Source organism: Paenibacillus sp. FSL F4-0125 (assembly GCF_038008565.1).
Lineage (GTDB): Bacteria > Bacillota > Bacilli > Paenibacillales > Paenibacillaceae > Paenibacillus_AQ.
On the sequence record NZ_JBBOZJ010000001.1, the window covers coordinates 1,889,936 to 1,916,382 of the forward strand.

Below are 26,447 nucleotides of genomic sequence, written 5' to 3' on the forward strand. Positions count from 1 at the left end.
CTAACATTGTGGGAAATGAGGCATAGGAAAGATAAATTGTGTGTGGATCGCAGTTTGTCGTACAACAAGTATATAGGACGTCCTACTTATAGAGCAATCGCTTCCTCAAATAATTATCAATAATAAAAATTTAAATGATTAGGGTATGGGCCTATTGCCTTATCTATATTCAAATCCATAAATCCTATTACCCAACTGCTCCGTAAATGATACCCGGCTTTGCTTCGATGCCAACTCAGGTCCTTTGCAGATGCCCAAAAAATATACGTTCTGTTAGTTAAAAAAGCTGCCCCAATCATATTATGACTGGGGCAGCTGACTTTGAAGTAACTATTCGTTACGTAGTGCATGAATGGGACGAAGTCGAGCGGCTTTGTTCGCAGGCATCATTCCGAAAATCACGCCGATAAGCAAGGAGAAAACAAAGGATATCATCACCATATCCCATGCAATGGATACAGTAAGTGAAGTGTATTTTCCTAGCAACCAACTGCCTCCTTGCCCCACAGAAACGAGGATGACAACGGATGATACATCAATAATAATACCCAGCATCGTTAAAAAAGCTCTTACTTTACTGTTGTAAATACTTTTTAGAGCCATCCGCATACTTTGAAATAATTTCACCTCGCATTCCTCCGATTTTTATACGAGGTTACCATTCTGAATTCGAATGATCCCCTTCGCTTGCTGTGCAATTTCTTTGCTGGTGAAGCTGAGGTAATCTCGATCACGGTTATGTCAAATCCGGACAGTGCAGTCGCTCAACTGAACACAGATATGCTGAAGGAGCTTCAGGATAAAAAGATCGTAATCGAATTGCGGACCAGCCAGGGAGATTATAAGGTTCCTGTCTCTTAAATCAAAATGAACACGTTGGGATCACAAGGAACTTTGGTTAATATGCAAAATATGAAGTTACAAATTGAAATCAGCGTACCGGAAACGATGATGACAAGGGCAGCTGAAAAATCGGCAGCAGCAAAAGGCTTTACACTGAGCTCAGCTCTACTCGATTTTAAGGTTTCAGTTGTAAGCGGATCTATCGTTAAGGAAGTCCCTTCATTTAATGGATATGTGGAGCGTGTGATCAACCTTGCTGAGGGAACAACCGCTAACCAAATTACCACCGGTATCGTTATTGAAGCGAATGGTGAGGTTCGTCAGGTACCAACCCAAGTAGTTACAGAGAATGGAAGAGTATACGCGAAAATCCGCAGCCTAACCAATAGCACCTATGCAGTGGTCTCAAATTCGGTGAAATTTGCAGATGTGAATACGCACTGGGCGAAGGAGAGCGTAGATGACCTCGGTTCCCGAATGATTCTGGTCGGAACCGGAAGCGGTTTGTTTAATCCGGATGCAGAAATTACCCGGGCTGAATTCTCCACACTGCTGGTACGGGTACTTGGACTTCAACCGGATGGAGGAGAGCTGATGTTCAAAGATATTATGGCGTCGGATTGGTACGCCGATAATGTGAAGACCGCGCAAGCATTCGGTCTTATCACAGGGTATGCGGACGGCTCCTTCCGTCCTGACGAGAAGATTACGCGGGAACAAGCCATGGTCATTGCAGCCAGAGCGATGGAACTCAACGGGCTGAAGAATAACCTGACAGGACGGACAGCGGAAGAGATGCTGGAAGGGTACGAAGATGCAGTTAGCGTCTCCGACTGGGCACAATCCGGAGTTGCAGATAGCCTGAGGGCGGGTATAATCTCCGGAAGAAGTACTTCCGCCCTGGTGCCCAAAGGAAATATTACCCGCGCAGAAGCGGCCAAATTGACCCAAGAGCTGATGGAAAAGTCAGGATTATATTAGAATAAAGCAACATCTGCAAAACAAATGGCATTCTCCGGAAGGGAATGCCATTTGTTTGGGTGTGAACCGGTTAGTTGCGTATTTCTGTGATTTCCGTATTAATATACTCTGGCAATGTCTCATCCTGAGCCAGTTTACGTAAGTTATTAATGATCGCTTGGCCCCAATTTTGCTCATTTTGTGAGATGATGCGGGTAATTTGGCCATTCTCAATGGATTGGTTGACATAGGGGGTAAGACCCAGCGCGACATTATAGCGATTTAGTCCCTTAGCCTTCCAGACCAGCACAGAGCTGGAACTCGACACGAAATCCAAATTGATCAGCGCACTGAAATGCGGGTGATCCGTTATCATTTGTTCCAACTGCAGAATGGCGTTTGCTTCGCTGCCGTCGTTATGACGAACTTCTAGCATGTCTATCTCTGTATGCTGCGCCACATAATCCTGAAGTCCCTGTAGCCGTTGGGTCAACCCAAGCATATGGGGCATCCCGGATTGGACCAGAATCATACCCTTGCCGCCAAGCAGTGTGTCTACGGTCTGACCAATCACAATACCGGTCTTATAGTTATCAGCTCCGATAAACGCATTCCGCTGACTGGACGGGGAGTCGGACTCAAAGCATATAACCGGGATCCCGCTGGATACAGCTTTGTTGATGACATCTATCAGTGCCTCAGAGTCAACAGGATCGATGGCTATGCCGTCAACCTCCTGCTTGATCATCATCTCCATGATCCGAATCTGCTGCTCCAGGTTTGCTTCATCCGGAGCTTGAACTATAACTTTGATGTCATGGTCGGCGGCTGCAGCTTCGGCATTCTCCGTTACCATTTCGTACGTATCGTTTACCATAGGATAGATTATGCCGAAGGTTAGCCGGGGTCCGCCGCTTGCAGCGGTTGTAGGTACCTCGTCAATCGGTTCTCGGACATTCACCCCGTTCTTGGTCCCTATACACCCGCTGAAAATAAAGGTGAACCCTAATAGCAGCGCCAGCGTCTTAAACGTTTGGTAGCGGACTGTCACATCCGTTGCCCTCCTTTGGCGCTGGTTTCTGCCAGTTTACTCGGATGACCTTGTTTGCGGTACTCCATTGGTGTCATTCCGGTAACTTTCTTGAACAGGTTAGAGAAGTAATGCTGATCGTTGTAGCCTACCTGAAAAGCGATCTCAAAGGTTTTGTACCGGGTTGTTTTAAGCATTTCTTTCGCCCTGCCAATCCTAGTGGCAGTTAAGTACTCTGTCATTGTCTGCCCGGTTTCCTGGCTGAAAACTTTGCTGAGATGGCTGGAGCTGACTCCGATCTGTTTTGAAGTTTCATGAAGGGAGAGCTGGTCATTGTGATAATTTTCCCGGATGTAAAGTTTGACTTTCTCGATTAATTCTCCGTATTTGCCAGAACCTTCAGACCGCCATTTCCAGAGCCGGTCGAATAATTCAAGGAAATAATCCAGACATTCTTCACACCTGGAAATATTCTGGATTTTCTTCTGCAGCTCTTGCATCGTTTCTGTAGGATTACTGTCTGAACGGAAGGTGAGCTTTGCTGTCTGGACTAACTCTAAAGTGATGTCATTGATCAGGTAGTAGGCATACACGGAATTCCAGTTTATCTGATTAAGTCCGGAAGCAAACTGACGGATAAAGCCAGGGGCCTCCTGAGGAGTGCCCAGCTTTAAAAAATCAATTAGACGATTGCGGTCTAGCAGCACACTGTCAGGAGAATGATCGATCGAGGCCTCTATCATTGCCTCTTTGTTCTGTCTCGACAGCTTCTTGAACATTCTGTCGTCCTCAGCCTCCTGGAAGGAAAGATGTATCCCCTGAAGACGTTCATGGATATCTCCACAGCTTATAGACAGTTGCAAGTCTGCATGGAATTTTTTATGCTTCAATACTTGAATCAGCGTATCCATTCTGCCGGAAATTTGATCCGGCTGGCCGCCCTTCAGAATAACCACTGTTTCGTTACGGCTCCGCCTGAAAAAGCAGAGTTCAGGATACTCGGTCAGTGTGTTTACAAGCAACTGCTCAGCAGCCTGAACCTGAGACTGGTCCATATCCGATTCATTAAGGGAAGATGGAATATAGGACAGGATAATGGCTGCGTAATAAGGAGCCATAAGCATCAGGTCCAATTGAGCTGCCGCCTCGATGGCGGCTCCAGTGCCGATTAGGCCTCCGCATAGATCAGCATACAGCTTGTCAGGGGTGTACGTATTTTTTTGTTTTAACCGATGCTCTTCGTCAATTCTGGCGCTGACAGCACGCAGCATATGAATAAGTTCCGCAGCGCTGACCGGTTTCAGGCAATAATCCTCAACGCCAAGCCGGAGTGCAGTCTGTGCATACTGAAAATCATCATGGCCGCTTAAAATGATAATTTTGATGTCGGGAAATCTTTGCCTGACTACGGATGTCAATTCAAGTCCGTTCATAAAAGGCATTTTAATATCAGTAATCAGAATGTCGGGTGCTTGTTCTTCAATAAGCGGCAGTGCCAGCTCACCGTCGGGAGCGTCACCGGAATAGAAGAATCCTTCCTTCTTCCAATCTATAGAATCCCGGATACTCTCACGGATTAGAATTTCATCATCGACGAGCATGACCTTCTTCATGTCAAGTTCCCCCTGTTCTTAGGTATCCGCACAGAGATTGTCGTACCTGTACCTGCGATACTTTCCAGCAGGACTCCATATTCACTACCGAAATAAAGCCGTAAGCGCTGATGCACATTCTGCAGTCCAAAACCACCTTCGGTGGGCTCCTCTTCCTCAGACTGGAGAGGGTGCTTCAGTTGTTGATTCAGCAATGCTAGACGCTCTGTGGATATGCCTATACCGTTGTCCTTAACGGTAAGAATCACCGCCGAATCTTCCATATAACCGCCAATGATAATCAAGCCTTTACCTCTTTTATTTTTAATACCGTGGTACAAAGCGTTTTCTATCAGTGGCTGGAGAGTCATATTTAGAATCGGATACTCCAGAATTTCAGGATCGACTTCAACTCGATATTCAAGGATATCCCGGTAACGCATTTGTTGAATTACCAGATAGCTCTGGGCATGAGCCAGCTCAGTGTGGATCATCACCCAATCCCGTCCTTTGTTTAAACTAATCCTAAATAAGTCAGATAGCGCTTTCACGAGTTGGATAACGGCGTCGCTTTTGCCCGCTTCCGCCATCCAGATGATGGAATCAAGGGTGTTGTATAAGAAATGGGGATTGATTTGGGCTTGCAGCGTACGCAGCTCCGCTTTCTGCAGTTGCTGCTGTTTACGTATACTTTGCTCCAGAAGCTCTTTTATTTTCTCCACCATGATGTTAAAGCTTTGTCCCAGATCGGCGATTTCATCCGTTCCGACCGGCTTGACTTTGGCCTCGAGATAACCGCTTGCGGTAAGCCTCATTTTGTGCTGAAGGAGCTGAATAGGGCGGGTAAGCCTTTTGGTCAACAGATAATGCAGAGTGATAGCAAATACAATGCTGAGTACCACGCTCACTATGATCAGCTGCCTGATGCTATTAGCTTCGGCAACAATTTCCTGCAAGGGAGCGATACCGATAATTGTCCAACCCGTGTAAAGAGAAGCGGTATGTACGATGAACCGGGGCATCTTGTCAGTCCTAAGCACAAATCCGTCAGGCTGATCGGAAAAAGGAAGTTTTGTCTTTCGAATGATATTCCAGTCAGCATTGTCTATAGGAGGAACGTAGATTGGATTGCTATGCTGATCAAGAATATAAAAAAAACCTGTCTTACCTATCTTGACCTGGTCGCAGAACGTTTTGATAAACGAATCATCCAGATCCACGGTAATAAATCCGATGACCTCATGTGTAATTTGCTGTCTGACCGCTGCCATAATCGAAATGACTCCCTGATCTTCATAGGTAAAACCGTCAATTCGTTCATTGCTCTTAATCAGTGCCGGCGGAATTCTCAGCACAGAATCAGGATTCTGCGCGAGTGTCTGAAAATGCTGATCCCGCAGCGGATTCATATTGGACTGGAAAATCCCTCTGCGCTCGCTGATCCCTTTCCCGTAACGGTTAATCAAGCTGATGTTGAGAACATTCTCATATTTGTAGGTGTCGCGGTATAGAGCAAAGGTCTGAAGAATGTCTTTGGCTTCCTCGTAAGTCTCCGATTGTGAGAAGAGGAAGTGAATAACCTTGGGGTTATTACTTAACTCTAGAAGCCTCTCGGTATCTTTAAACATATTATCAATATTTGTTCCAAGCATATCAGCCTGGAGCATGCTGGAGGCCTTACTGTGACTGGAAACTGAATTGTAGGATTTCTGATAAGAGATCACTCCCACAGTCATTAGCGGTATGGTGGTGAGCACAATAAACAAGGCCAGCAACTTTGCCCTCAGGCTGGACGAGATCCAGCGCTTGATCCTCATCAGTAGGTTCCTCTCATACGGTCTATGGTTCATGCAACTTATAGTTTATACCAACTATGACCTATTCGGAAGCAAAAAAGAAAGCGTAACCAATATTCACACTTTTTAATTAAAAAATTACACCAAAAGAGACCTGTTCTTAATAAAAACCAAAAAATATAAACAAATGCTAAAGACTGTCCGTATCAGGTTGATTTGTAAGCGATTTATAATCAGGCCAACACCAGGTAATGGTGATTGATAAGGGGGAGGACAACAGTTTATGAAGAGACTTGGAAAAATGGGTGCAGTGTTAGCGTTAAGCTTGTCCATGATGATCGTTGGAGCTTGCGGTAGTAACAGCGGCGGCGGAGATGCTGGAAATAACGGGAATACTGCCGGAGGGAATGCAGGAAGTTCCGGAGCGAAACCGTCTAAGAGTATCACGCTCGGCTTCTCACAAGTAGGAGCAGAAAGCGGCTGGCGCAGTGCGAACACCAAATCGATACAGGATTCGGCCAAAGATGCCGGTTATACGCTGAAGTTTTCGGATGCACAGCAAAAACAGGAGAACCAGATCAAGGCACTTCGCTCATTTATTCAGCAAAAGGTGGATGTTATCGCCTTCTCGCCGGTCGTGGAATCCGGATGGGACACTGTACTTAAAGAAGCCAAGGATGCAGGAATTCCGGTGGTTCTGACTGACCGTGCCGTCGACTCGAAGGACACTTCGCTATATGTGACATTCCTAGGTTCTGACTTTGTAGAAGAAGGACGGAAGGCTGGTCAATGGTTATCTGACCAATATAAGGATGCCGCAGAAGACATAAATATCGTTGAACTGCAGGGAACCACAGGCTCTGCTCCGGCTAATGACCGTATGCAGGGATTCAAGGAAGTGATCTCCAGCAATCCTAAGCTTAAGATTGTTGCTTCCCAGACAGGAGACTTTACACGGGCCAAGGGGAAAGAAGTTATGCAGGCGTTTCTGAAAGCCCATAAGGATATTGATGTTCTTTATGCGCATAACGATGATATGGCGCTGGGTGCAATCCAAGCGATTGAAGCTGCCGGACTGAAACCCGGAGAAGATATTAAAATCATTTCGGTCGATGCAGTTAAAGACGGAATGCAGGCTGCCAGCGATGGAAAAATCAACTTTATCGTCGAGTGTAACCCCTTGCTTGGACCTCAATTAATGAAAGTGGTTCAGGATGTTGTCGATGGAAAAACGGTTGAAGCCCGTATTGTGACCGAAGAAACGACATTTACTTCCGAACAGGCCAAGGAAGCTCTGCCAAGCCGTCAATATTAATCCTGACCTATTTAACACCGCCGCTCCGTAGCTGGTGACCAGGTTCACGGAGTGGCTTCATTAAACCAAGGAGTGGATGATGATATGAGCATGGCAAGGCCCATACTGCAAATGACCAATATTCATAAACGGTTTCCGGGAGTCAAAGCACTTAGCGGTGTAAGTTTACGTCTTTTTCCCGGAGAAGTACATGCGCTTATGGGTGAAAACGGCGCAGGAAAATCAACGTTGATCAAAGTACTGACCGGCGTATATTCCATTGATGACGGAACTGTAGAAATGGAAGGCATTCCTATAACGGTGCACAATCCACTGGAATCACAGGCGGCCGGCATTAGCACAGTGTATCAGGAAGTCAATCTTTGCCCCAATCTGACAGTGGCAGAGAATATATTTATCGGGAGAGAGCCCCGAAAACTGGGCCGCATCATTTGGAAAGAAATGAACCGAAAGGCGGAAGTGCTGCTAAAGGACCGTTTGAATCTAGATATAGACGTGGCTCAACCTCTGCACATGTATTCCGTTGCTGTACAGCAGTTAATCGCTATTGCCAGGGCACTAAATATTTCCGCAAAGGTTCTGATTCTGGACGAACCAACCTCCAGTCTGGACAAAAATGAGGTCGAACAATTATTCCGTGTAGTGAGGAAGCTGAAAAGTGACGGGCTTGCGATTCTATTCGTTACTCATTTTCTGGATCAGATGTATGAAATCTCCGACCGGGTAACCATCCTGCGAAATGGGGAATTTGCCGGGGAGCATATGGCAAAAGATCTGACTAGGCTGGATCTTGTTCTGAAGATGATCGGCAAGGAACTGAATTTGCTGGAGGAACTTCCTGTTCTTTCAGGAACCAATAAGGATAAAGCGGGAGAGGAGCTGCTCAAAGCTGAAGGACTGGGTCGGAAGGGATCCATCGAACCGTTTGATCTGTCTATCTCTAAGGGAGAAGTTGTTGGCCTTGCCGGTCTTTTGGGTTCGGGCCGGACCGAAGCTGCACGGTTATTGTTCGGAGCCGATAAGCCTGATACCGGTAAGCTTACGTTTGCTGTTGGAGGAGAAAACGTACGCTCGCCGCGTGAGGCGATTCATCGGCGGATTGCCTTCTGTTCAGAAAATAGAAAGACTGAAGGCATCATTGGAGATCTTTCGATCCGGGAAAATATTATTCTTGCCCTGCAGGCCAAACTGGGCTGGTTCAAGACCATTTCCCGAAAGCGTCAGGACGAAGTTGCAGAGGAATATATCCGTATGCTTAATATCAACCCGCCCAATCCCGATCACCTGATTAAGAATTTAAGCGGTGGTAATCAACAAAAGGTGCTACTCGCCAGATGGCTGTTAACTGAGCCGGATTTATTTATTCTGGACGAACCGACCCGCGGGATAGATATTGGCGCAAAAGCGGAGATTCAGAAGCTGGTACTGTCACTTTCACGCCAAGGAATGTCCTTTGTGTTTATTTCTTCCGAACTGGAAGAAGTGATTCGCGTCAGCGACAAAATCGTTGTTCTACGGGACCGGCATAAAGTAACGGAAATTTCAGACAAGGATATGAGCCAGCATACAATCATGCAGGCAATAGCAGGGAGCTGAGATCATATGAAAACCATTTATAAACATCATTTATTCTGGCCGCTGTGCGTACTGGCTGCATTGATGCTATTTAATCTTTTTTATTCTCCTGATTTCTTCTCGATTACGCTGCAAGACGGGCATTTATACGGCAGTCTGATCGATATTCTCAACTTTGGCGCCCCTTTGGTACTCGTGGCGATCGGAATGACTCTGGTTGTGGCTACGAGCGGGATTGATTTGTCCGTCGGATCAATCGTGGCTATATCGGGAGCTATTGCCTGTCTTTCCATTAGCAAAGGCTCGGATCAGAATATGCTGTCCTTGATTCTGATATCGGTACTAATGGCAGTGGTGCTATCTCTCCTTCTGGGGGTATGGAATGGGCTGCTGGTGTCAGTCGCTGGCATTCAGCCGATTATTGCCACCTTGATTCTTATGGTGGCCGGGCGCGGAATAGCCCAACTCATTACTGGCGGACAGATTATCACAGTGACGAGCGATAAATACACTTATATCGGCTCCGGTTCATTGGCGACTTTGCCGTTCTCCATCTTTGTAGTAGCGGCCGTTCTTGTTACAGCCGTACTGCTCACAAGAAAGACAGCACTGGGGCTGTTTATTGAATCGGTTGGCTGTAACCCGATGGCAAGTCTGATGTCGGGTATTCGTGCCAAATGGGTGATGATGTCCGTATATATATTCTGCGGATTGTGTGCCGGTATAGCCGGATTGCTGTTGAGTTCAAATGTATCCAGCGCAGATGGAAATAACGCAGGGCTGTGGTATGAACTAGATGCCATCCTGGCAGTCGTTATCGGCGGAACATCACTAAACGGCGGACGCTTCTATTTACTTGGAACTGTTGTCGGAGCCCTGATCATCCAAACGCTGACCACCACAATCTACATGATCGGTGTTCCGCCGGAAATCACGCTGGTAGTCAAAGCGTTCGTAGTGCTAGCGGTCTGCTTGATCCAGTCGTCTGCCTTCCGGGCAGCACTTGCCTTGCGGTGGAAAAAGCGGCATTATCCAGGAGAAAAGGAGATTGCACGCCATGTTTCTTAAACGCAAGTATATTCCTATTATTGTAACGATTGCACTGTTTCTGGCCATGTTTGCTGCAGGTTCTTTCCGCTATACCGGTTTTTTCTCTCTGCAGGTACTGATGAACCTTTTCGTGGATAATGCCTTTCTGCTGATTACCGCCATCGGCATGTCCTTTGTCATTCTGTCCGGAGGTATTGATTTGTCCGTCGGCTCAATCATCGCTCTCACAACAATGGTGTCAGCGAGCCTGATTCAGCAGCAAGGATGGTCTCCAGCAGTCGTTATTCCGCTAGTACTTCTTATGGGCGCCGTTTTTGGATCCGGAATGGGCGCCATTATCCACTATTTTAAAATTCAGCCTTTTATCGTGACTTTAGCGGGAATGTTTTTAGCTCGTGGATTGTGCTATGTAATCAGCATTGATACGATAACGATAGATAACGCTTTCTATACGAATGTAGCGCAGACCAAGATCACGCTCCCGGGTGGCAGCTTTATTTCAATCAGTGCTATTGTTGCGTTGATTGTCACAGCCGCCGCTATCTTCATCGCGCATTATACGCGATTTGGCCGCAATGTGTACGCTCTTGGGGGAAACGAACAATCGGCGCTGCTGATGGGGCTTCCGGTTGCGCGAACCAAAGTGCTGGTATATGCGTTTAGCGGATTCTGTTCAGCTTTGGCTGGCGTCGTGTTCACATTCTACATGCTATCGGGATACGGGCTTCATGCAGTTGGTTTTGAGCTTGACACGATTGCTGCGGTTGTCATAGGTGGAACGTTACTAACTGGAGGCGTCGGTTATGTACTTGGTACCTTTTTCGGTGTGCTAATTCAGGGCGTAATCCAAACCTTAATCAGTTTCGATGGTACACTCAGTTCCTGGTGGACCAAAATTGTTATCGGTCTGCTGCTCTTCACCTTTATCCTGTTTCAGAGAATTCTTAGTGCAAGACGTTCTATCCTAAGGCAGTAGCAGTTGCTCTTACTATAGAATTGTTGCTACAATTACCATCGGGCTCCGTTTTCTTGGGTTCCCGATAGTTTTCGTTTATAAATGCAACCGTTACCAAAATGGGGGAGAGTTCAGTGAAAGCAGGGAAATGGATAGTCTGCTTAGTGTTTGTGTTCCTGACTGGCTGCTTTGGAGCAGGGGTCAGGAGTGCGGAACCTTCGCTCAGGCCTACGGAAATCCCCTTGAAGATCAATAATCCTCCGCAGGCAGATCTGCCTGCAGCCAAAACTATATTACTCGGATTCTCCCAGTTGGGCTCGGAGAGTACATGGAGAGCTGCAAATACGAATTCCATTAAGGAGGCAGCTCGGGAAGCGGGCATTTCACTAATTATGAAGAATGCTGAGCAATCTCAGCAAAAGCAGGTGGAAGCCATCCGTTCATTTATGAAGAGCAATGTAGATATCATTGCAATTGCCCCTGTTGTGCAGACCGGATGGGATGATATTTTAGAAGAAGTAAAGCAGGCAGGCATACCCGTCATCATTCTTGACCGTTCTATTAATGTGCAAGACCACTCACTTTATGTGACCTGCATAGGCTCTGACTTCTTTGAAGAAGGGGTGAAGGCCGCTAAATATATGCTGGACAAAATGCGGCATCATACCGGACAAATCAAAATTGCCGAACTTCAGGGTACTATCGGATCCACCCCTTCAATTGACCGCGGACGCGGGTTTCGGGAGACGATAAAGGGGCGGAATACCTTTGAAATTACACTTACCCGCCCTGCGGATTTTACTAAGGCAGGAGGGAGTAAGATCATGCAGGAATACCTGAGCCTGCCTCAAGATGAGTGGCCGCAGGTGCTGTTCTCCCATAATGATGACATGGCCGTTGGTGCAGTTGAAGCCATTGAGGAGGCCGGACTGAAGCCGGGTACTGATATTATAATAATTTCAATTGACGGGACACGCCGGGCCTTTGAACAGATGATTGCCGGGAACATTAATGCTGTCGTTGAATGCAATCCGCTCTTGGGTCCTTTACTAATGCAAGCTACCCAAGAGATTATGTCGGGCCGGACCCTCCCCAAACGTATGGTTCCAGCAGAAGATATTTACCCTCAGGAACTGGCCGCAATGGAAGTAGATAACCGGACATATTAACCAGATGATAAAAAGCTTTCGCTTTGAGGTGTTCCTTCCGGGGGTGCAGCTGGAGTCAGAAGCTAGCTTAAAGCCAGATCAAAATTGACCTAATTATGCTTGAACTTGTCAAAACGACAGATTTTGCATATAATAAATAGACATATCTCTTACATTAAAGAGATACCTGACAATTAGATTGAATTGTGAAATGTATTGATGGAGAAGAGTACACAGTGCCTGACTTACAGGGAGGAGACGCCGGTGATTGAGAGCGTTTCTAGGAAACAGAGCTGTCGAAGTTCACTCCGGAGCAGTTCCTTGAATTCCTTAAGATTGCCTTGCAAGGAAGCGTAGGGGAAACCGGTCACAGACCGTTATTTCTGTATAAAGTGAGATAGGTATCTGTCCAGCCAAAAGAGGGAATGAAGCTCTTAAGGGGAACAGATCAGCTTATCTAACAAGGGTGGTACCACGGTCTTTTCGTCCCTTACCGGGAGGAAAGGCCTTTTTTTGTTGAACTAGACAATGATTGAAGGGGGCTGTACACGGCCATGAAAGAGAAGTTGGAAGCATTGAAGGTAGAGGCACTGGCTAAGTTGCAGGAGGTTATGGATCCACAGGTTCTGAATGACCTAAGAGTGAAGTATCTCGGTAAAAAAGGTGAGCTTACAGAAGTTCTACGTGGTATGGGAGGACTTAGTGCTGAGGAGCGTCCGGTTATCGGGCAAGTAGCGAATCAGGTGCGTAGTGCGATTGAGGAGATTATTGGAGCGAAGCAAGAGGCATTTCAACAACAGGAGACACAACAGCGTCTGCAGGCTGAAAAAGTCGACGTAACCCTGCCGGGCCGACGCATGCAGCAAGGGGGCATTCACCCGCTTAGCAGAGTGGTTCAGGAAATTGAGGATATTTTCATTGGTATGGGTTACCGTGTGGCTGAAGGTCCTGAAGTGGAGACCGATTATTATAACTTTGAAGCCCTAAATCTGCCTAAGAACCACCCGGCTCGTGATATGCAGGATTCCTTCTATTTGACGGATGATCTGCTCATGCGCACTCAAACATCTCCGGTACAGATTCGTACTATGCAGGCTATGAACGGTGAAGTTCCAGTTAAAATCATCTGCCCGGGTAAAGTATTCCGCCGTGATGATGACGATGCAACGCACTCCTTCCAGTTCCATCAAATCGAAGGTTTGGTTATCGGAAGCAACATTCGGATGAGTGACCTGAAAGGTACGCTTCAGCAATTCGTGCAGGAGATGTTCGGCCCGAATACAGGCATTCGTCTTCGTCCGAGCTTCTTCCCGTTCACCGAGCCTAGCGTTGAAGTGGACGTAAGCTGCTTCAAATGTGGCGGTGATGGTTGCAGACTGTGCAAGCAAAGCGGATGGTTAGAAATTCTTGGCGCGGGTATGGTGCATCCAAATGTTCTGAAAATGGGTGGCTATGATCCTGCTAAGTATAGCGGCTTCGCATTCGGTATGGGTGTTGAGCGGATTGCTATGCTTAAATACGGCATCGATGACATCCGTCATTTCTATAACAACGATATGAGTTTTGTAAAGCAGTTCAAGGGCGTTTAGATTTTTGGTGGGCGAGCTGGCTGACGGATTCGGAGGATGGATTTTGGAGCATTTGATTTCATGTTGTAAAAACCCTATTAAGCTAGGATCGGAAAGGAATTTTGGAACTGTAGGAGCGATAGCGACCGCCTTTGTCCCCGGATTTCCACCGCGAAGAGCGGTTTAGATCAAGAAATCTGGGGACAACAGCGGCCGGAAGTCCAAAGATTCCTTGCAGGGACCGCTCTTAATAGTGTTTTGTAGTTGAAATTGAGAGCTCTTAATCAAGCCTCCGACTGGAAGCAGATCGAACGGCAAGTAGATAAATACATCTGAAACATAAAGGAAGTGAGCGGACATGAAAGTATCAACCGGATGGTTGGCTGATTATACATCGATTGAAGGAGTAACCGCTGAAAAGCTAGCGGAGAAGATTACCGCTGCCGGCATTGAAATTGACGGAGTAGAGCGCCGAAATAAAGGGATTTCGGGCATCGTAACCGGCTATGTGAAATCGAAGGAAAAGCATCCTGATGCTGATAAGCTGAACATATGTATCGTGGATGCAGGTCAAGGTGAAGATCTGCAAATCGTCTGCGGCGCAAAAAATGTGGCTGCGGGACAAACCGTTCCTGTAGCTCTTGTTGGTGCTAAGCTGCCAGGACTCGATATCAAAAAAGCAAAGCTGCGCGGAGTATTATCGCAAGGGATGATCTGCTCAGCTAAAGAATTAGGACTGAATGATAAATTGCTTCCTAAAGAGCAACAAGAAGGAATTCTTGTGCTTCCAGAGGGAACAGAGATCGGTCAAGATATTTCAAAGTTGCTGGGTTTAGATGATGAGATTCTGGAATTCGATCTGACTCCGAACCGTTCAGATTGCCTAAGCATGATTGGTGCTGCTTATGAAGTGAGCGCGATTCTTGGACGCGAGATCAAATTGCCTAATCCAGCAGGCGAAATCATTGAGATCAGCGGAGCAGCTGATAAATCTATTTCCGTTAAGATTGAGAATGAAGAACTTTGCAGCCACTACGCTGTTCGTTATATCTCGGGTGTTAAACCTGCAGCATCACCGCTGTGGATTCAGAATCGTCTGATGGCGGCAGGGATTCGTCCAATTAACAACATCGTAGACATCACTAACTATGTGATGCTCGAATACGGACAGCCGCTGCATGCTTTTGATGCAGATAAAATAGACGGTGGAGAACTCGGCGTTCGTCTTGCTCATGAAGGTGAAGTCCTGACTACACTTGATGGCCAAGAACGGAAGCTTGAGCCACATATGCTCGTTATCGCTGATGGAGCTAAAGCAGTAGCTCTGGCTGGAGTAATGGGAGGTCAGGATACGGAAGTTACTGCTGAAACGGTAAATCTCGTTCTGGAATCCGCTAAGTTTGATGGAGGAACTGTTCGTAAAACCTCGCGTCAACTGGGTCTTCGCTCGGAAGCATCCCTTCGTTTCGAGAAAGAAGTGGACCCAAATGCAGTGATTCCTGCATTGAACCGTGCAGCAGTACTTATTGCACGTTATGCTGGCGGATCTGTGCATGAAGGAATTGTTCAAGCAGGAACAGTCGCAACTGAAGAGAAGGTACTGACTTTGTCCTTGGAGAAGCTGAACCGTTATCTCGGAACAGATCTGTCCTTGCTAGAAGTGAAGACATTGTTTGGACGTCTTCATTTCAAGTGTGGTGATACTGCACAAGGGCTGATCGAAGTTCAGGTGCCGACTAGACGTGGCGATATCAGCTATGATGTTGACCTTATCGAAGAAATTGCTCGTCTGTACGGGTATGACAATATTCCAACGACCCTGATTGAAGGAGTTACAACGCCAGGTGCATTAACGCATAAGCAATCACTCCGCCGTGAACTGCGTCGCCTGTTGTCGCATGGCGGTTATCAGGAAGTGATGGGTTACTCCTTCATCCAGCCGGCACAAAGCAAAATGTTCCCTGAGTTATCAGAAGGCTCACAAGCGGTTAAATTGGCTATGCCAATGAGTGAAGAACGCAGTGTACTGCGTACTAGCCTTCTGCCACAACTTTTGGATATTGCTAGCTACAATACCAACCGTCGTCAAAGCGATCTAGCGTTGTTTGAAATCGGCAATGTCTTCTTCACGGATGAAGAACAGTTGACTCGCCAGCCGCGTGAGTTGCCAGTGCTGGGGTTGTTGCTTAGCGGTAGCCTAACCGTGAAGCAATGGAACGTTTCAGCACAGCCTGTCGATTTCTTTGATTTGAAGGGTGCGCTTGAATCGGTATTTGCTTATTTGGGTCTTACAGACAGAATCATCTACGAGGGAGACGGTCCAGAAGGATATCATCCTGGACGTTCCGCGTCTGTGTACCTGCTCGGAGACGAGGGTCGTGTGAAGATCGGAACGATGGGTCAGCTCCATCCAGAACTGCAGAGAGAGCTTGATCTAGTGGATACCTATGTCGCTGAGATTTTATTGCAGCCGCTGTATGATAACACGCACAGCCGTCTGCAATATAATGAGCTTCCGCGTTTCCCGGGAATGGAACGGGATATTGCTGTGGTTGTTGATTCAACTGTACCAGCGGGCGATCTGCTAGCTTCCATCCGTGCAAACGGAGGGACTTTGCTACAATCCGTTCAGGTATTCGACGTGTACACTGGCGGCAAGTTAGAGAGTGGGAAGAAGAGCATTGCGATCTCACTTCTGTATCGTCACGGTGAACATACATTGACAGATGAAGAGGTTGGAGAAGTACACGATAAGCTATTATCGTCCCTTCAACAAACTTTTGGTGCAGAATTAAGAAAATAGCAGGAATTGTGTAAAGCCGCAGCGAATCCATTTAGAAACTGAGATTCGCTGCGGCTTTTTCTGGGTAGAGTGAAATGCGGAGGATGTCAGCGAGAATCTATTGAATTACAAGGGATTTTGCCAAATGCTTAAGAAAAAAGCTACAATAGAAACAGTAAGACTAGCTTAGAATCCGCACACATACAAAGGAGGGCACAACTGTGGCTATGGACCGGACTCGTGTCGCCGTGGAGATATACGGAACTTCCTATAAACTCGTCGGAAGCAGCACTGAATATATGAAACAAGTGGCCCGTTATGTTGACGAACATATGCGCACGATTTCTAAATCACACACCAGACTGGATACGCCGCGTATTGCGGTGCTTGCAGCAGTACATATGGCGGAGCAGGCTATTCAGGTTCAGGATTTTAAAAATGAACTCAACATGATGACAGGTGAACGCAGTGAACTGCGATTGGAAGTATCTCGCCTGCTGGAGGTTCAGCGGGAGCGACAAGAAGAATATGAACGCCTTGAAGCGGCAGCTAAGGAAGAAGCAGAGCGACTGATTGCTGCGATTGAAGAAGAACGCAAGCGTCATCTGGAGATCCAGGAGAACGAGCGCAAGGTACATGTGGACCAGCTTCAGGAGGCGACCCAAGCGGCTGAAGCTGCGCGAGAGAAGCTGGAAGAGGAGCTGCTTGCGCGTGAGCAGGAGCTTCAAGCGCTACGGGCAAGCTATGAGGCAGAACAGGCTACAATTCGTGAGAATCATCGAGAGGAGCTAGCGAATGCAGAAGCCATCCGTCTGCAGCAATTGGAAGAGCAGAAGACGGCGCATCTGCAAGAGCTGGAGAACATCCGTGAGACGCTGATTAAGGAGAAGACAGATACTTTGTCTGCTCTGGAGCTTGAGTTAACTGAGACCAGGTCAACATTAGAGAAACAGCTTGAGGAAACCAAATCGACATTAGGTAAGGAACTCGAGGAGACTAAGTTAACACTGGGTAAGGAGCTTGAGGATACAACAACGAAGCTAGGTAAGGAACTGGCTGAAGAGCGGGAAGCTTTACAACGGGAGCTTGCTAAGAATAAGGAGCTTCGACAATCGCAAGGCACTCAGGAACACAGACATAAGCAAAGCATTCAAGAGCTTGAAAAACAGCTGGCTGAGCTCCGTGGTGGAACAGGACAACTTCAGTCTAGACTCCGTGCGGCTGAAGCCAGTCTTAAGAGTGAACGAGATGCTCGTCAAACGCTGCTCGGACAATATGAAGCAGTGGTTAAACGCGAAGAACAGCTCAGTGAGGAACTGCGTACGGCTACTGAGTTAGGTGTGCTGTTGAATGAAGAGCTGGAAGAATTGCGTCAGCGTTATCAGCTGTCACAGAATGAAGCATCAGAGCTGCGGAAGTCATTACAGGAAACGAGTGATAATCTGCACCGTGTTCAGGAAGAACTCGCTGGATCTATGGCGGAGGCAGCGAATTGGCAAGAGCTTTCGGATAAACGGATGGATGATATTGGCGAACTCGAAATGAATCTGCTGGAGTCCGAGGAGAAATCACTGACACTTCAGAAGGAAATTGAGATTCTTCGTGGTCAAGCGGATGGATTAGTACAACAATTAGATCATCAAGTTCAACTTCGTACAGATGCAGAAGAGGAAACTGCAGCACTCCGTAAACAAGGTGGACAGGTTCAGAAGGAACTGTCTGCGCTTCGTGAACGCTATGAGGAACTGATCTCTCAATATGACGAAGTACTGCAAGATGGCGAACGTCTGCAGGAAAGATATCAGCTGCTGCAGGAAGAAGGCGAAGAGACAGCACGACGTTTAGAAGAGCTGTCTGAAGCTAGCCGTGAAGCTGCTGCTACTGCTGCTGAGCAGCAGGAAGTGCTGAAGGAGGCCGAGGCGTACGGAGCTTCCTGGAAGCACAAGTACGAGGAGTTATTCGAGCGGCAGCAGCAGTGGAGTGATTTAGAAGCGAAGCTGCGCGAAGAGATAGATATTTGGCAGCAGGAGGCCGGTGAGGCTGAGGCGAAGCAGGAATCTATTGAACGTGAACGCAGTGAGGTGCTTCAGCAGCTTGGTGAAGTCGGCGAGAACTATGAGTTGGCTCAAGGACAACTGCGTCTGCTACAGGTTCAGTTTGAGATGCATCAGAATGAGCTACAGAAGATGACGGATGAGCATCGTAATCTTCAAGAGGAATATGCCAAGCTTCAAAATGAATATAATGAATGGATTCAACTGATCGAACAGGATAGTTGAATGTCGGATGCAAGAAAAGAGGGCTGTACCTGAGGTGTAGAGAGATCTATTTCAGGTCAGCCTTCTTTGTCTAAAATATAAGTTAGTATAAGCTCCACACTATCCTCTCTTATATTTCTCGCTTAAATGCTTAGCATTCTTATAGAGTCGCCGAAGGCGTTTATGCTAGTGACCACAGCGTAAATAAATAGCCGATCGTAGGGAAATTCCCTGGTGATCGGCTATTTTATTGAGTCATCTATTCTACGATGATTTTTGCATTCATACCGCTATGTCCGGAACCGCACATAATCGAACAGGTCATTTCGAATGTGCCGGCTTCTTCCGGAACAATTACCTTTGATGTTTTTTTGCTATTAAGCTGGAGTTCAAATTCAGGGATAAGGATGCCATGATTGCCGCTATCGTTTTTAAAAATAATTTTGACGGGTACACCTTTTTTTAAATGATATTCTTCCTGATCAAAGCTGTAATTGGTAGCCGTAATTATGAGTTCTGTTTCTGCTTCGATTTCTGGCTTAGATTCATTACCGCTATTACTTGCTGTATTATTGTTACTGTTGGTGCAGGCAGTGAGAGCTATTACAAACACAATGGAAAGCAGAATTGCAACTCTCTTCATAATCCTTATCCCCTCCCAGGAAGTACAATCTCAGAAATATTGTGACAATTATGTAAACATCATAACTTAAAATTTCTGTCATCACTTTGATGAATTGTGAATAATCCGTGAACGAGGGGATCGCTCAAACTTTGTCGAAAATTGCAAAAAATTGATGTGAATCTAATTTAGATTTATTATAATGAAAAAAGAATATATTAACGATTAAGTAGGGGATACAGATTATTAATAATAACGATGTGCTAAAAACAGAGATTTGGCACCGTAGAATTTTAAAAGGCTTCTGGATAATAGTCATTTTAATGATGGTTTCAGAGATCCTTTTTATGATAAATGTTGACCTTCCCCACACACAAACGCAATCACATTTGTTTCTAGCTTGCAATTTACTGATTGTGATCTTTATGATTGCAGCTGAGCTGTGGCTGCGGTATAGCAGACTTTCTCCTAAGCTCGGAGTGGTCAGTTGTGGATTTCTAGTATCCTATCTTATGTATTTTGTATTAGAGCCTTATGTTGATGGTGCGCAGATGACGTTAATGATGCCTATTATGGTTGCTCTAATTTATTTTGATAGTAAGCTTCTGTACATTATGGGGATATTCAGCGTAGTGTTTTATGCAGGGAATTATTTTGGATTAGAACGGATATTTCTGAATAAACCGTTGCTTGAATTCTTAATGGTAGAGTGTGTATTTATTATTTTCGTAGGGATGGCTCATGCAGTAATAATCCGAGCTCGGGAAGCGCGTGATAATCTAGAGAGATTAACGAAGGAAGGCCAAGATCTCATGGTGGAGAGGGCTGTTTCTGATAAGCTGCTCAAGACAGATGCACTCACTGGGCTGTACAACCATAAAACATTTCATGAATACCTGGATACATTATTAGAGCAGTGTGAGAGCAACAACCTCAAATTACAGCTGGCTCTTTTCGATATCGATAATTTCAAGCAGGTTAATGATACATATGGGCACTGGGTAGGGGATCTTGTACTTAAGGCGGTTGCGGAAAAGGTTGGCGGCATGATCGAACTTAATGATTTTGCAGCCAGATACGGCGGTGAAGAGTTTGCAGTGATTTTTACGGACAAAAGTTATTCTGAGGCCTATAAAGCTATAGAGGAACTACGGATCAACATTGCTCGAATAGAGCATTTGCACGCTGGCAATAAGCCGATCACCGTAAGCATTGGAATATGTGAATATCAGCTAGGGGACGGGAAGGAGATTCTGTTCCGCAAAACGGATAATGCGCTATATGCAGCGAAGAAACGTGGCAAGAATACAGTCGTTAATGCTTTTGACAATGATGGAGCTGAAATTGCGACTTATGGATAAAAAAACACAGAACCCTTATTGCCGGAAAAGAACCGGGAATAGGGGTTCTGTGTTGTGGAAAGCTTTCGTTACTTTGCCGCTTCGAACGGGGTGGATACCGGTAAAAACAAGTCGACAATACCGATAACCAGTGCTGCCAGGATTGCGCCTAGAATGGATACGCTAACTCCACTCACTACGAATTGGGCGACCCAGATGACTAATGCACTGACGATAAAACCGACAATACCGCGACCGAAGGGTGTTGCTTTCTTGCCGAAGATTCCTTCGACAACCCAGCCGAGTAACGCGATCACCAGTGCAAGGATAAGAGCGCTCCAAAAGCCTCCAATAGTGAACTGTGGAACAATCCAACCGACAACCATCAGAACAAGCGCTGCTACAATAAAACGACCCACATGACTCAAGAAATTCAATGTACTAACCTCCTTTGGCCCAAGCTAAGGATATGTGCAGTTCTTATTGTGACCTTAATACTTGTTTTTATGCTTAATCCTATACCAAATAGCGAAATTGACTTGAATTCTGTATAATGGAAACATCTATGAAGGGAGCTGTGACTGTAATTGGACGACAAAATTTTGCATACGCTTGAATATCGCAAGATTTTAAATAAATTAATGCAATATACGCAAACCTCAATGGGGCGATTGACTGCGGAGCAGCTAAGACCTTCCGGTGATTTTGAAGGCGTGAAAAAACTACTTCAAGCCACGGATGAAGCGGCTAATGTGGATCGCCTGAAGGGTATTCCTTCATTTGGCGGGATAAGCGATATTCGAGCTGCACTAAAACGTGCCTCTATAGGCGGAATGCTGGGAACAACTGAACTGCTGGCAGTGGGAACTACCATTGGCGGAGCAAGAAGAGTCAAACGCTTCCTGGCAGCTATGCATGAGGAGGAGAAGATTGAATTCCTATTTTCACTCAGCGATGTTTTGTCGGAGCAAAAACATGTAGAGGATGCCATTCGTTTATGCATAGACGAGAACGCAGATGTTCTTGACACAGCTAGCTCTGAATTGGCTACGATTCGACGTGAATTACGCGGCGGAGAGACTCGAATTCGTGAGAAGCTGGATTCCATGATTCGTTCTTCTTCCGTATCTAAAATGCTGCAGGATCAGCTGGTAACGATTCGTGGGGATCGGTTTGTTATTCCTGTAAAAGCGGAGTATCGTGCGCATTTCGGTGGTATCGTACATGATCAGTCTGGATCAGGTGCGACTTTATTTATCGAACCTGAGTCTATTGTGGCGATGAATAACAAGCTGCGTGAAACACGGCTGCGTGAAGAGCGGGAGATCGAGATCATTTTGCACAGGTTGACAGCGCTTGTAGCTGATATAGCCGAAGAAATGACTTATGATATCGATATTTTAGGTGAGCTTGATTTCATCTTCTCTAAGGCACGTCTTGCACGAGATATGAAGGCTACGCAGCCTCGCATGAATGATCGCGGGTATTTGAAGCTGCGCAAAGGACGACATCCGCTGATTCCTGCGGAGCATGTGGTTCCTCTGGATGTGGAGCTCGGCAACCAATATAGCTCGATAATTGTAACTGGACCGAATACAGGTGGTAAAACCGTTACACTCAAGACCATTGGACTGTTGAGTCTTATGTCGATGTCTGGTTTGTTCATTCCAGCAGAGGAAGGCAGTCAAATGTGTGTGTTTGATGCCATTTATGCAGATATTGGCGATGAACAGAGCATTGAGCAAAGTCTGAGTACGTTCTCCAGCCATATGACGAATATTATATCCATTCTGCGCCGAATGACTCCGAAGAGTCTTATTCTGCTTGATGAAGTGGGTGCAGGAACCGATCCGGCGGAAGGTTCCGCGTTGGCAATTGCCATTCTGGAGCATATTCACCGGACTGAATGCCGTATGGTCGCTACCACGCATTATAGCGAACTGAAGGCATATGCTTATGAGCGTAAAGGGGTCATCAATGCCAGCATGGAATTTGATGTCCAAAGTCTTAGTCCTACCTATCGTTTGCTGATCGGTGTTCCTGGACGAAGCAACGCTTTTGCAATTGCAGAGCGATTAGGTTTGCCAGGCGCGATTCTGGAGCATGCACGCGGTGAAGTGAAGGAAGAAGACCTTCGTGTGGAGCATATGATTGCTTCTCTTGAAGAGAATCGACTTGGTGCAGAACAGGAACATGAGAGAGCGGAGAGTATCCGCCGTGAAGTGGAAGAACTGCGCAGCAGACAGCAGCAAGAGCTTGAAAAGCTGGAAAGCCAGCGGGACAAACGACTGGAGAAAGCGGAGAAAGATGCCAATGCGATTTTGGAGAAAGCGCGTAAGGAAGCTGAAGAAATCATCAGCGATTTGCGCCGCTTAGCTATGGAAGAAGGCGCTTCAGTCAAAGAGCATAAGCTGATTGAAGCACGGAGACGTCTAGATGAAGCGGAACCTTCACCCCGTAAGAAGGCCGCTACTCGGAAGCCAGCTAAGGCTCCGCGGACGATTGGCCCTGGTGATGAAGTAAAAGTAGATAGCTTAAATCAAAAAGGTTTTGTAGTGGAATTAAGCGGCACTAAAGAGGCTTTAGTACAGTTTGGGATCATGAAGATGAAGGTGAGACTGGATGATCTTGAACTGCTCTCATCTAAGGCTGCCTCTGCACCGGTGCCTCTTCGGCAGGCGACAACCGTTAAACGTTCCCGTGACGAGAATATTCGTAGAGAACTGGATTTACGGGGGACCAACCTAGAGGAAGCAATCATGGAGACGGATCGTTTTATTGATGAAGCTTTCTTAGGCAACTTGGGCCAGATTTCAATTATTCATGGTAAGGGTACAGGTGTGCTCCGCACAGGGATTCAAGAATATTTGCGTAAGCACAGACATGTTAAGAGCTATAGGCTTGGAAATTATAATGAAGGCGGCGCAGGCGTAACCGTAGCTGAGCTGCAATAGCGGGATTGCCCGGCAGAAAGAAGGGAAGAGTGTGCAAGGAGATATTGATCTTTTGCTGGGTCATCCGCTAGGTGCCTTGCTTGGCTACTTTGCAGTGGCAATTCTAGGGCTTGTTGTATTTCTGTCTATTTTTGAAATGGTAACGAAATATAATTGCTGGGAAGAAATTCGCAAGGGAAACTTGGCAGTAGCCATGGCTACTGGCGGCAAAATCTTCGGAATTTGCAACGTGCTGCGCTTCAGTATTGAATCAGGTGTCTCGATTTATGAGACGATGAAGTGGTCGGTTGTTGGTTTTTTACTGCTGCTGCTTGCCTATTTTTTATTTGAATTTCTAACCCCGGTATTCTCTATTGATGAGGAGATCGCTGCGGATAACCGTGCTGTTGGGCTAATAGCAATGCTGATCTCGGTATCGTTGTCTTATGTGATCGGTGCAGCTATATTTTAAATAAAATAGGCGGTTTTGCACCTCCCTACAAAGGATTCCAGATGGATCTGGACAAGCTTTGAAATGAGCAGCTCCACTTTGTGGGGGATTAGGAGGATATCATGAAGATTCTTACCCGAGTTCTGTTTGTGTCAGCCATTGCTTTTATAGCAGCAGGTATTATTTATTTAATGATGAACTAAATTTAAACGTGAAGTAAGAAGGAGATTATAAAGATGGAAACAACTGTGTGCCCTTGGTGTCATACTGAAATCGTATGGGACGAGGAATTCGGACCAGAGGAAAATTGTCCTCACTGTAACAATGAACTTAACGGATATCGTACTGTTACTGTAGGGATAGACGGCATCGAAGAAGAGGAAGAGGAAGTTGTAGAAGAACCTAAACAAGAGGTTATTAATGATGAGGATCTTTGGGGCGACGTCGACAAAGACAGTGTAGTGCCTATCTACAACACGCTCAACCAATTCGGTGATGATTATGATTTGAATAAGTATGAAGAGCGTGTATCGGGTATCTTAGCGATTCAGGAAGAAGCACCCGAATGTACACAATGCCATGAATTAACAATCCTTGCTGGAAAGCAGCTTGTTAACAACTTCGAGCCTTCTGCACCGGCTACACTGGGTGGACCTGTATTAACATCTCCATTCTCGCTTAATGTCTATGTGTGCCCATCATGTTTCCATGTACAGCATAGTCTGGCGCAGGAAGACCGTATTCAGCTCGTACGTAATCTGAGTACCGATAGAGCATAAGCATCATCATAAAAAGCTTAGTCCTCTAATTGACTATAAGGGGACTAAGCTTTTTTTAATTCCATTTCTGTGTATTTACGTTCGTATTCTGAGAAGGAGAAGGTTTAACTGATCGTGTCAACGAGAATAGATCTAGCTCCGGCCGGTGTTTACCCGCAATCGTATCTGTTAATAACTCCGCAGCAATCATGCTGTACACCGTTCCATTGCCTCCATAACCCTCGATGAAATAGCAATGAGGGAACTTGGGATGTGGGCCGATATAAGGGAGCCCATCACGCGTGGAGCCGAATACAGCTCCCCAGGAGTATTCTATCTCGATGCCTTTGATTTCAGGAAACAGAGCTTCCAGCTCTTCCAATAACCGTTGACTCTGAGAGATTACTCTGACATCACGACGCTCGGGATCCGTCAATGGCTCATCTTTGCCTCCTGCAATGATACGTCCCTCCGGTGTTGTCCGAAAATACAAATACGGTCGGGCGGTTTCCCAAAGAAGGCTGCGCTCATGCCATTTCGGAAATTCCTTCAGAGGCTTGGTCATCACAGCATACGTATTGATCAGCTCAGCGCCCCGGTCTTTTTTAAACTCCTGCGTTTCATAGCCCATTGCAAAGATAACCTTTTTCGCAATGATGCGTCCATGCTCTGTATGGCAAATTACGCCATCTTCAGTAAATTCATAGCGTTTAGCCTCGGTTTGCTCATAAACATGTACACCATTCATTGCTGCCTTGGCGATCAGGCTGTGAACCGTCCGGAAAGGATTCGCCTCTGCATCACCGCGTGAATAAAGCGCAGCGGGTTTTGAAAAAGAATACACCGATGCTATTTTTTCCTCTTCCCAGAAATCAGAATCGAATCCGTGAGCAACGAGATTCTCATATTCTTCTCGCAAAGCGGGTACATCCTCAGGTGTACTGGCATATAAAAGGCTGCTGCGAGGAATGATTTGGGGATCGATATCGAGTTTGGCCGGCAGATCCAGAATATTTCTAACCCCTGCTTGGCATAGCTGATAAAAGAGCAAGCCGTTCTTTTCTCCAAAGGTGTTCATACATGAGGTTAACGATTTGTCGTTAGATATTTGCAGCAAACCAGTATTGGCATGTGAACTTCCGCTGCCGACTCGTTTTTTTTCGATCAGAACAGCCTCCGCTCCGCTTAACGACAAGCGATAGGATGCCATTGCTCCGCCCATTCCAGCGCCTACAACCAGGCAATCACAGCGTATGGTATCCTCTAGCGCGGGATAAGTTGGAGGGTCTTGTAAAGTGTTTCTCCAAGGGGTGGTGCCGCTATTTAGTCTCATGAAATTGATCGCTCCTTCATTCGTTCCATAATTAAGTATGGGCGGCATATTACCGTCTCATTCGCAGCATGTTCTTATATTTGTCATATCTCTCTAATGCTGTCGGGCAAATAAATGGTGTTCGTTGGCGGTATACTA

Annotated in this window: 20 protein-coding genes, 1 pseudogene and 1 other annotated feature; of the genes and pseudogenes, 14 read left to right on the forward strand and 7 right to left on the reverse strand. The window is 46.2% G+C overall.

From position 1 onward, the window contains the following. Window positions 1–330 precede the first annotated feature (330 nt). Window positions 331–432 (reverse strand): annotated as a pseudogene (locus NST74_RS29945) (hypothetical protein); the annotation flags it as partial. A gap of 255 nt (window positions 433–687) precedes the next feature. On the opposite strand from NST74_RS29945, the gene NST74_RS08265 reads away from it, so the two are divergent. Continuing rightward, window positions 688–861, forward strand: a complete 174-nt coding sequence (locus NST74_RS08265; RefSeq protein WP_341111430.1) for a hypothetical protein — start codon at window positions 688–690, stop codon at window positions 859–861. A 6-nt stretch (window positions 862–867) separates the two neighbouring features. Then, a complete protein-coding gene (locus NST74_RS08270) occupies window positions 868–1,824 on the forward strand; it encodes an S-layer homology domain-containing protein (protein ID WP_341111431.1) in 957 nt (318 codons plus the stop codon). A 70-nt stretch (window positions 1,825–1,894) separates the two neighbouring features. On the opposite strand, the gene NST74_RS08275 is transcribed toward NST74_RS08270, so the two are convergent. The 3 genes from NST74_RS08275 to NST74_RS08285 are packed head-to-tail and all read right to left on the reverse strand — an operon-like array spanning window position 1,895 to window position 6,242. Then, window positions 1,895–2,854 carry a sugar ABC transporter substrate-binding protein gene (locus tag NST74_RS08275; RefSeq protein ID WP_341111432.1) on the reverse strand — a complete coding sequence of 320 codons (960 nt, stop codon included), beginning with the start codon at window positions 2,852–2,854 and terminating at the stop codon, window positions 1,895–1,897. Next, on the reverse strand, window positions 2,851–4,446 hold the full coding sequence (locus NST74_RS08280) for a response regulator transcription factor (protein WP_341111433.1): 1,596 nt from the start codon (window positions 4,444–4,446) through the stop codon (window positions 2,851–2,853). The genes NST74_RS08275 and NST74_RS08280 overlap by 4 nt, the downstream gene beginning before the upstream one ends. Further along, entirely contained in the window at window positions 4,443–6,242 is a 1,800-nt protein-coding gene (locus tag NST74_RS08285) for a sensor histidine kinase (RefSeq protein WP_341111435.1), read from the reverse strand. The genes NST74_RS08280 and NST74_RS08285 overlap by 4 nt, the downstream gene beginning before the upstream one ends. Window positions 6,243–6,504: 262 nt before the next feature. Here NST74_RS08285 and NST74_RS08290 point away from each other — a divergent pair, with 262 nt between their 5' ends. From NST74_RS08290 to NST74_RS08325, 8 genes are all read left to right on the forward strand, one after another. Beyond that, on the forward strand, window positions 6,505–7,536 hold the full coding sequence (locus NST74_RS08290; protein WP_341111436.1) for an ABC transporter substrate-binding protein: 1,032 nt from the start codon (window positions 6,505–6,507) through the stop codon (window positions 7,534–7,536). Window positions 7,537–7,620: 84 nt separating this feature from the next. Next, window positions 7,621–9,132 carry a sugar ABC transporter ATP-binding protein gene (locus NST74_RS08295; RefSeq protein WP_341111437.1) on the forward strand — a complete coding sequence of 504 codons (1,512 nt, stop codon included), beginning with the start codon at window positions 7,621–7,623 and terminating at the stop codon, window positions 9,130–9,132. 6 nt (window positions 9,133–9,138) lie between these two features. Next, entirely contained in the window at window positions 9,139–10,179 is a 1,041-nt protein-coding gene (locus NST74_RS08300) for an ABC transporter permease (protein WP_042125563.1), read from the forward strand. Then, on the forward strand, window positions 10,169–11,137 hold the full coding sequence (gene yjfF, locus NST74_RS08305) for a galactofuranose ABC transporter, permease protein YjfF (RefSeq protein WP_042125565.1): 969 nt from the start codon (window positions 10,169–10,171) through the stop codon (window positions 11,135–11,137). The genes NST74_RS08300 and yjfF overlap by 11 nt, the downstream gene beginning before the upstream one ends. A gap of 113 nt (window positions 11,138–11,250) precedes the next feature. Next, window positions 11,251–12,285: an ABC transporter substrate-binding protein gene (locus NST74_RS08310; protein WP_341111441.1), complete on the forward strand. Its 1,035-nt coding sequence runs from the start codon at window positions 11,251–11,253 to the stop codon at window positions 12,283–12,285. Window positions 12,286–12,471: 186 nt separating this feature from the next. Next, window positions 12,472–12,758: a binding site (T-box leader), on the forward strand. Window positions 12,759–12,818: 60 nt separating this feature from the next. Then, window positions 12,819–13,853 carry a phenylalanine--tRNA ligase subunit alpha gene (gene pheS / locus NST74_RS08315; RefSeq protein WP_076120826.1) on the forward strand — a complete coding sequence of 345 codons (1,035 nt, stop codon included), beginning with the start codon at window positions 12,819–12,821 and terminating at the stop codon, window positions 13,851–13,853. A gap of 337 nt (window positions 13,854–14,190) precedes the next feature. Beyond that, complete coding sequence (pheT, locus tag NST74_RS08320) at window positions 14,191–16,635, forward strand: phenylalanine--tRNA ligase subunit beta (RefSeq protein ID WP_341111443.1); 2,445 nt, start codon at window positions 14,191–14,193, stop codon at window positions 16,633–16,635. Between the two features lie 206 nt (window positions 16,636–16,841). Further along, window positions 16,842–18,893, forward strand: a complete 2,052-nt coding sequence (locus NST74_RS08325) for a hypothetical protein (protein ID WP_341115854.1) — start codon at window positions 16,842–16,844, stop codon at window positions 18,891–18,893. A gap of 238 nt (window positions 18,894–19,131) precedes the next feature. Here the strand turns inward: NST74_RS08325 and NST74_RS08330 are convergent, their stop codons facing one another. Further along, window positions 19,132–19,515 carry a cupredoxin domain-containing protein gene (locus tag NST74_RS08330; RefSeq protein WP_341111446.1) on the reverse strand — a complete coding sequence of 128 codons (384 nt, stop codon included), beginning with the start codon at window positions 19,513–19,515 and terminating at the stop codon, window positions 19,132–19,134. Window positions 19,516–19,841: 326 nt separating this feature from the next. Between NST74_RS08330 and NST74_RS08335 the strand changes: the two genes are divergently transcribed. Continuing rightward, window positions 19,842–20,855, forward strand: coding sequence for a diguanylate cyclase (locus NST74_RS08335; RefSeq protein ID WP_052414522.1), 1,014 nt, complete (start codon window positions 19,842–19,844; stop codon window positions 20,853–20,855). A gap of 68 nt (window positions 20,856–20,923) precedes the next feature. Here NST74_RS08335 and NST74_RS08340 read toward each other — a convergent pair whose 3' ends face one another. Then, on the reverse strand, window positions 20,924–21,271 hold the full coding sequence (locus NST74_RS08340) for a phage holin family protein (RefSeq protein ID WP_060625232.1): 348 nt from the start codon (window positions 21,269–21,271) through the stop codon (window positions 20,924–20,926). A 150-nt stretch (window positions 21,272–21,421) separates the two neighbouring features. On the opposite strand from NST74_RS08340, the gene NST74_RS08345 reads away from it, so the two are divergent. The 3 genes from NST74_RS08345 (at window position 21,422) to NST74_RS08355 (ending at window position 24,997) form a co-directional block, all read left to right on the forward strand. Beyond that, entirely contained in the window at window positions 21,422–23,788 is a 2,367-nt protein-coding gene (locus tag NST74_RS08345; RefSeq protein ID WP_341111448.1) for an endonuclease MutS2, read from the forward strand. 31 nt (window positions 23,789–23,819) lie between these two features. Then, the gene (locus NST74_RS08350; RefSeq protein ID WP_042125581.1) at window positions 23,820–24,239 is read left to right on the forward strand and encodes a DUF350 domain-containing protein; all 420 of its coding nucleotides are present in this window, start codon (window positions 23,820–23,822) and stop codon (window positions 24,237–24,239) included. 215 nt (window positions 24,240–24,454) lie between these two features. Continuing rightward, window positions 24,455–24,997 (forward strand): hypothetical protein, encoded by a 543-nt coding sequence (locus NST74_RS08355; RefSeq protein WP_341111451.1) that lies wholly within the window; start codon window positions 24,455–24,457, stop codon window positions 24,995–24,997. A 55-nt stretch (window positions 24,998–25,052) separates the two neighbouring features. On the opposite strand, the gene NST74_RS08360 is transcribed toward NST74_RS08355, so the two are convergent. Next, window positions 25,053–26,309, reverse strand: a complete 1,257-nt coding sequence (locus tag NST74_RS08360) for an NAD(P)/FAD-dependent oxidoreductase (protein ID WP_341111453.1) — start codon at window positions 26,307–26,309, stop codon at window positions 25,053–25,055. Between the last annotated feature and the right edge of the window lie 138 nt (window positions 26,310–26,447).

Excerpts from the sequence above, each read along its gene's own strand:
- NST74_RS08330 (WP_341111446.1), bottom strand. The coding sequence starts at position 19,515 with ATGAAGAGAGTTGCAATTCTGCTTTCCATTGTGTTTGTAATAGCTCTC.
- NST74_RS08290 (WP_341111436.1), top strand. The coding sequence starts at position 6,505 with ATGAAGAGACTTGGAAAAATGGGTGCAGTGTTAGCGTTAAGCTTGTCC.
- NST74_RS08335 (WP_052414522.1), top strand. The coding sequence starts at position 19,842 with ATGATAAATGTTGACCTTCCCCACACACAAACGCAATCACATTTGTTT.
- NST74_RS08325 (WP_341115854.1), top strand. The coding sequence starts at position 16,842 with ATGGACCGGACTCGTGTCGCCGTGGAGATATACGGAACTTCCTATAAA.
- NST74_RS08295 (WP_341111437.1), top strand. The coding sequence starts at position 7,621 with ATGAGCATGGCAAGGCCCATACTGCAAATGACCAATATTCATAAACGG.
- NST74_RS08270 (WP_341111431.1), top strand. The coding sequence starts at position 868 with ATGAACACGTTGGGATCACAAGGAACTTTGGTTAATATGCAAAATATG.
- NST74_RS08280 (WP_341111433.1), bottom strand. The coding sequence starts at position 4,446 with ATGAAGAAGGTCATGCTCGTCGATGATGAAATTCTAATCCGTGAGAGT.
- NST74_RS08355 (WP_341111451.1), top strand. The coding sequence starts at position 24,455 with ATGGAAACAACTGTGTGCCCTTGGTGTCATACTGAAATCGTATGGGAC.
- pheT (WP_341111443.1), top strand. The coding sequence starts at position 14,191 with ATGAAAGTATCAACCGGATGGTTGGCTGATTATACATCGATTGAAGGA.
- NST74_RS08360 (WP_341111453.1), bottom strand. The coding sequence starts at position 26,309 with ATGAGACTAAATAGCGGCACCACCCCTTGGAGAAACACTTTACAAGAC.
- pheS (WP_076120826.1), top strand. The coding sequence starts at position 12,819 with ATGAAAGAGAAGTTGGAAGCATTGAAGGTAGAGGCACTGGCTAAGTTG.
- NST74_RS08300 (WP_042125563.1), top strand. The coding sequence starts at position 9,139 with ATGAAAACCATTTATAAACATCATTTATTCTGGCCGCTGTGCGTACTG.
- yjfF (WP_042125565.1), top strand. The coding sequence starts at position 10,169 with ATGTTTCTTAAACGCAAGTATATTCCTATTATTGTAACGATTGCACTG.
- NST74_RS08285 (WP_341111435.1), bottom strand. The coding sequence starts at position 6,242 with ATGAGGATCAAGCGCTGGATCTCGTCCAGCCTGAGGGCAAAGTTGCTG.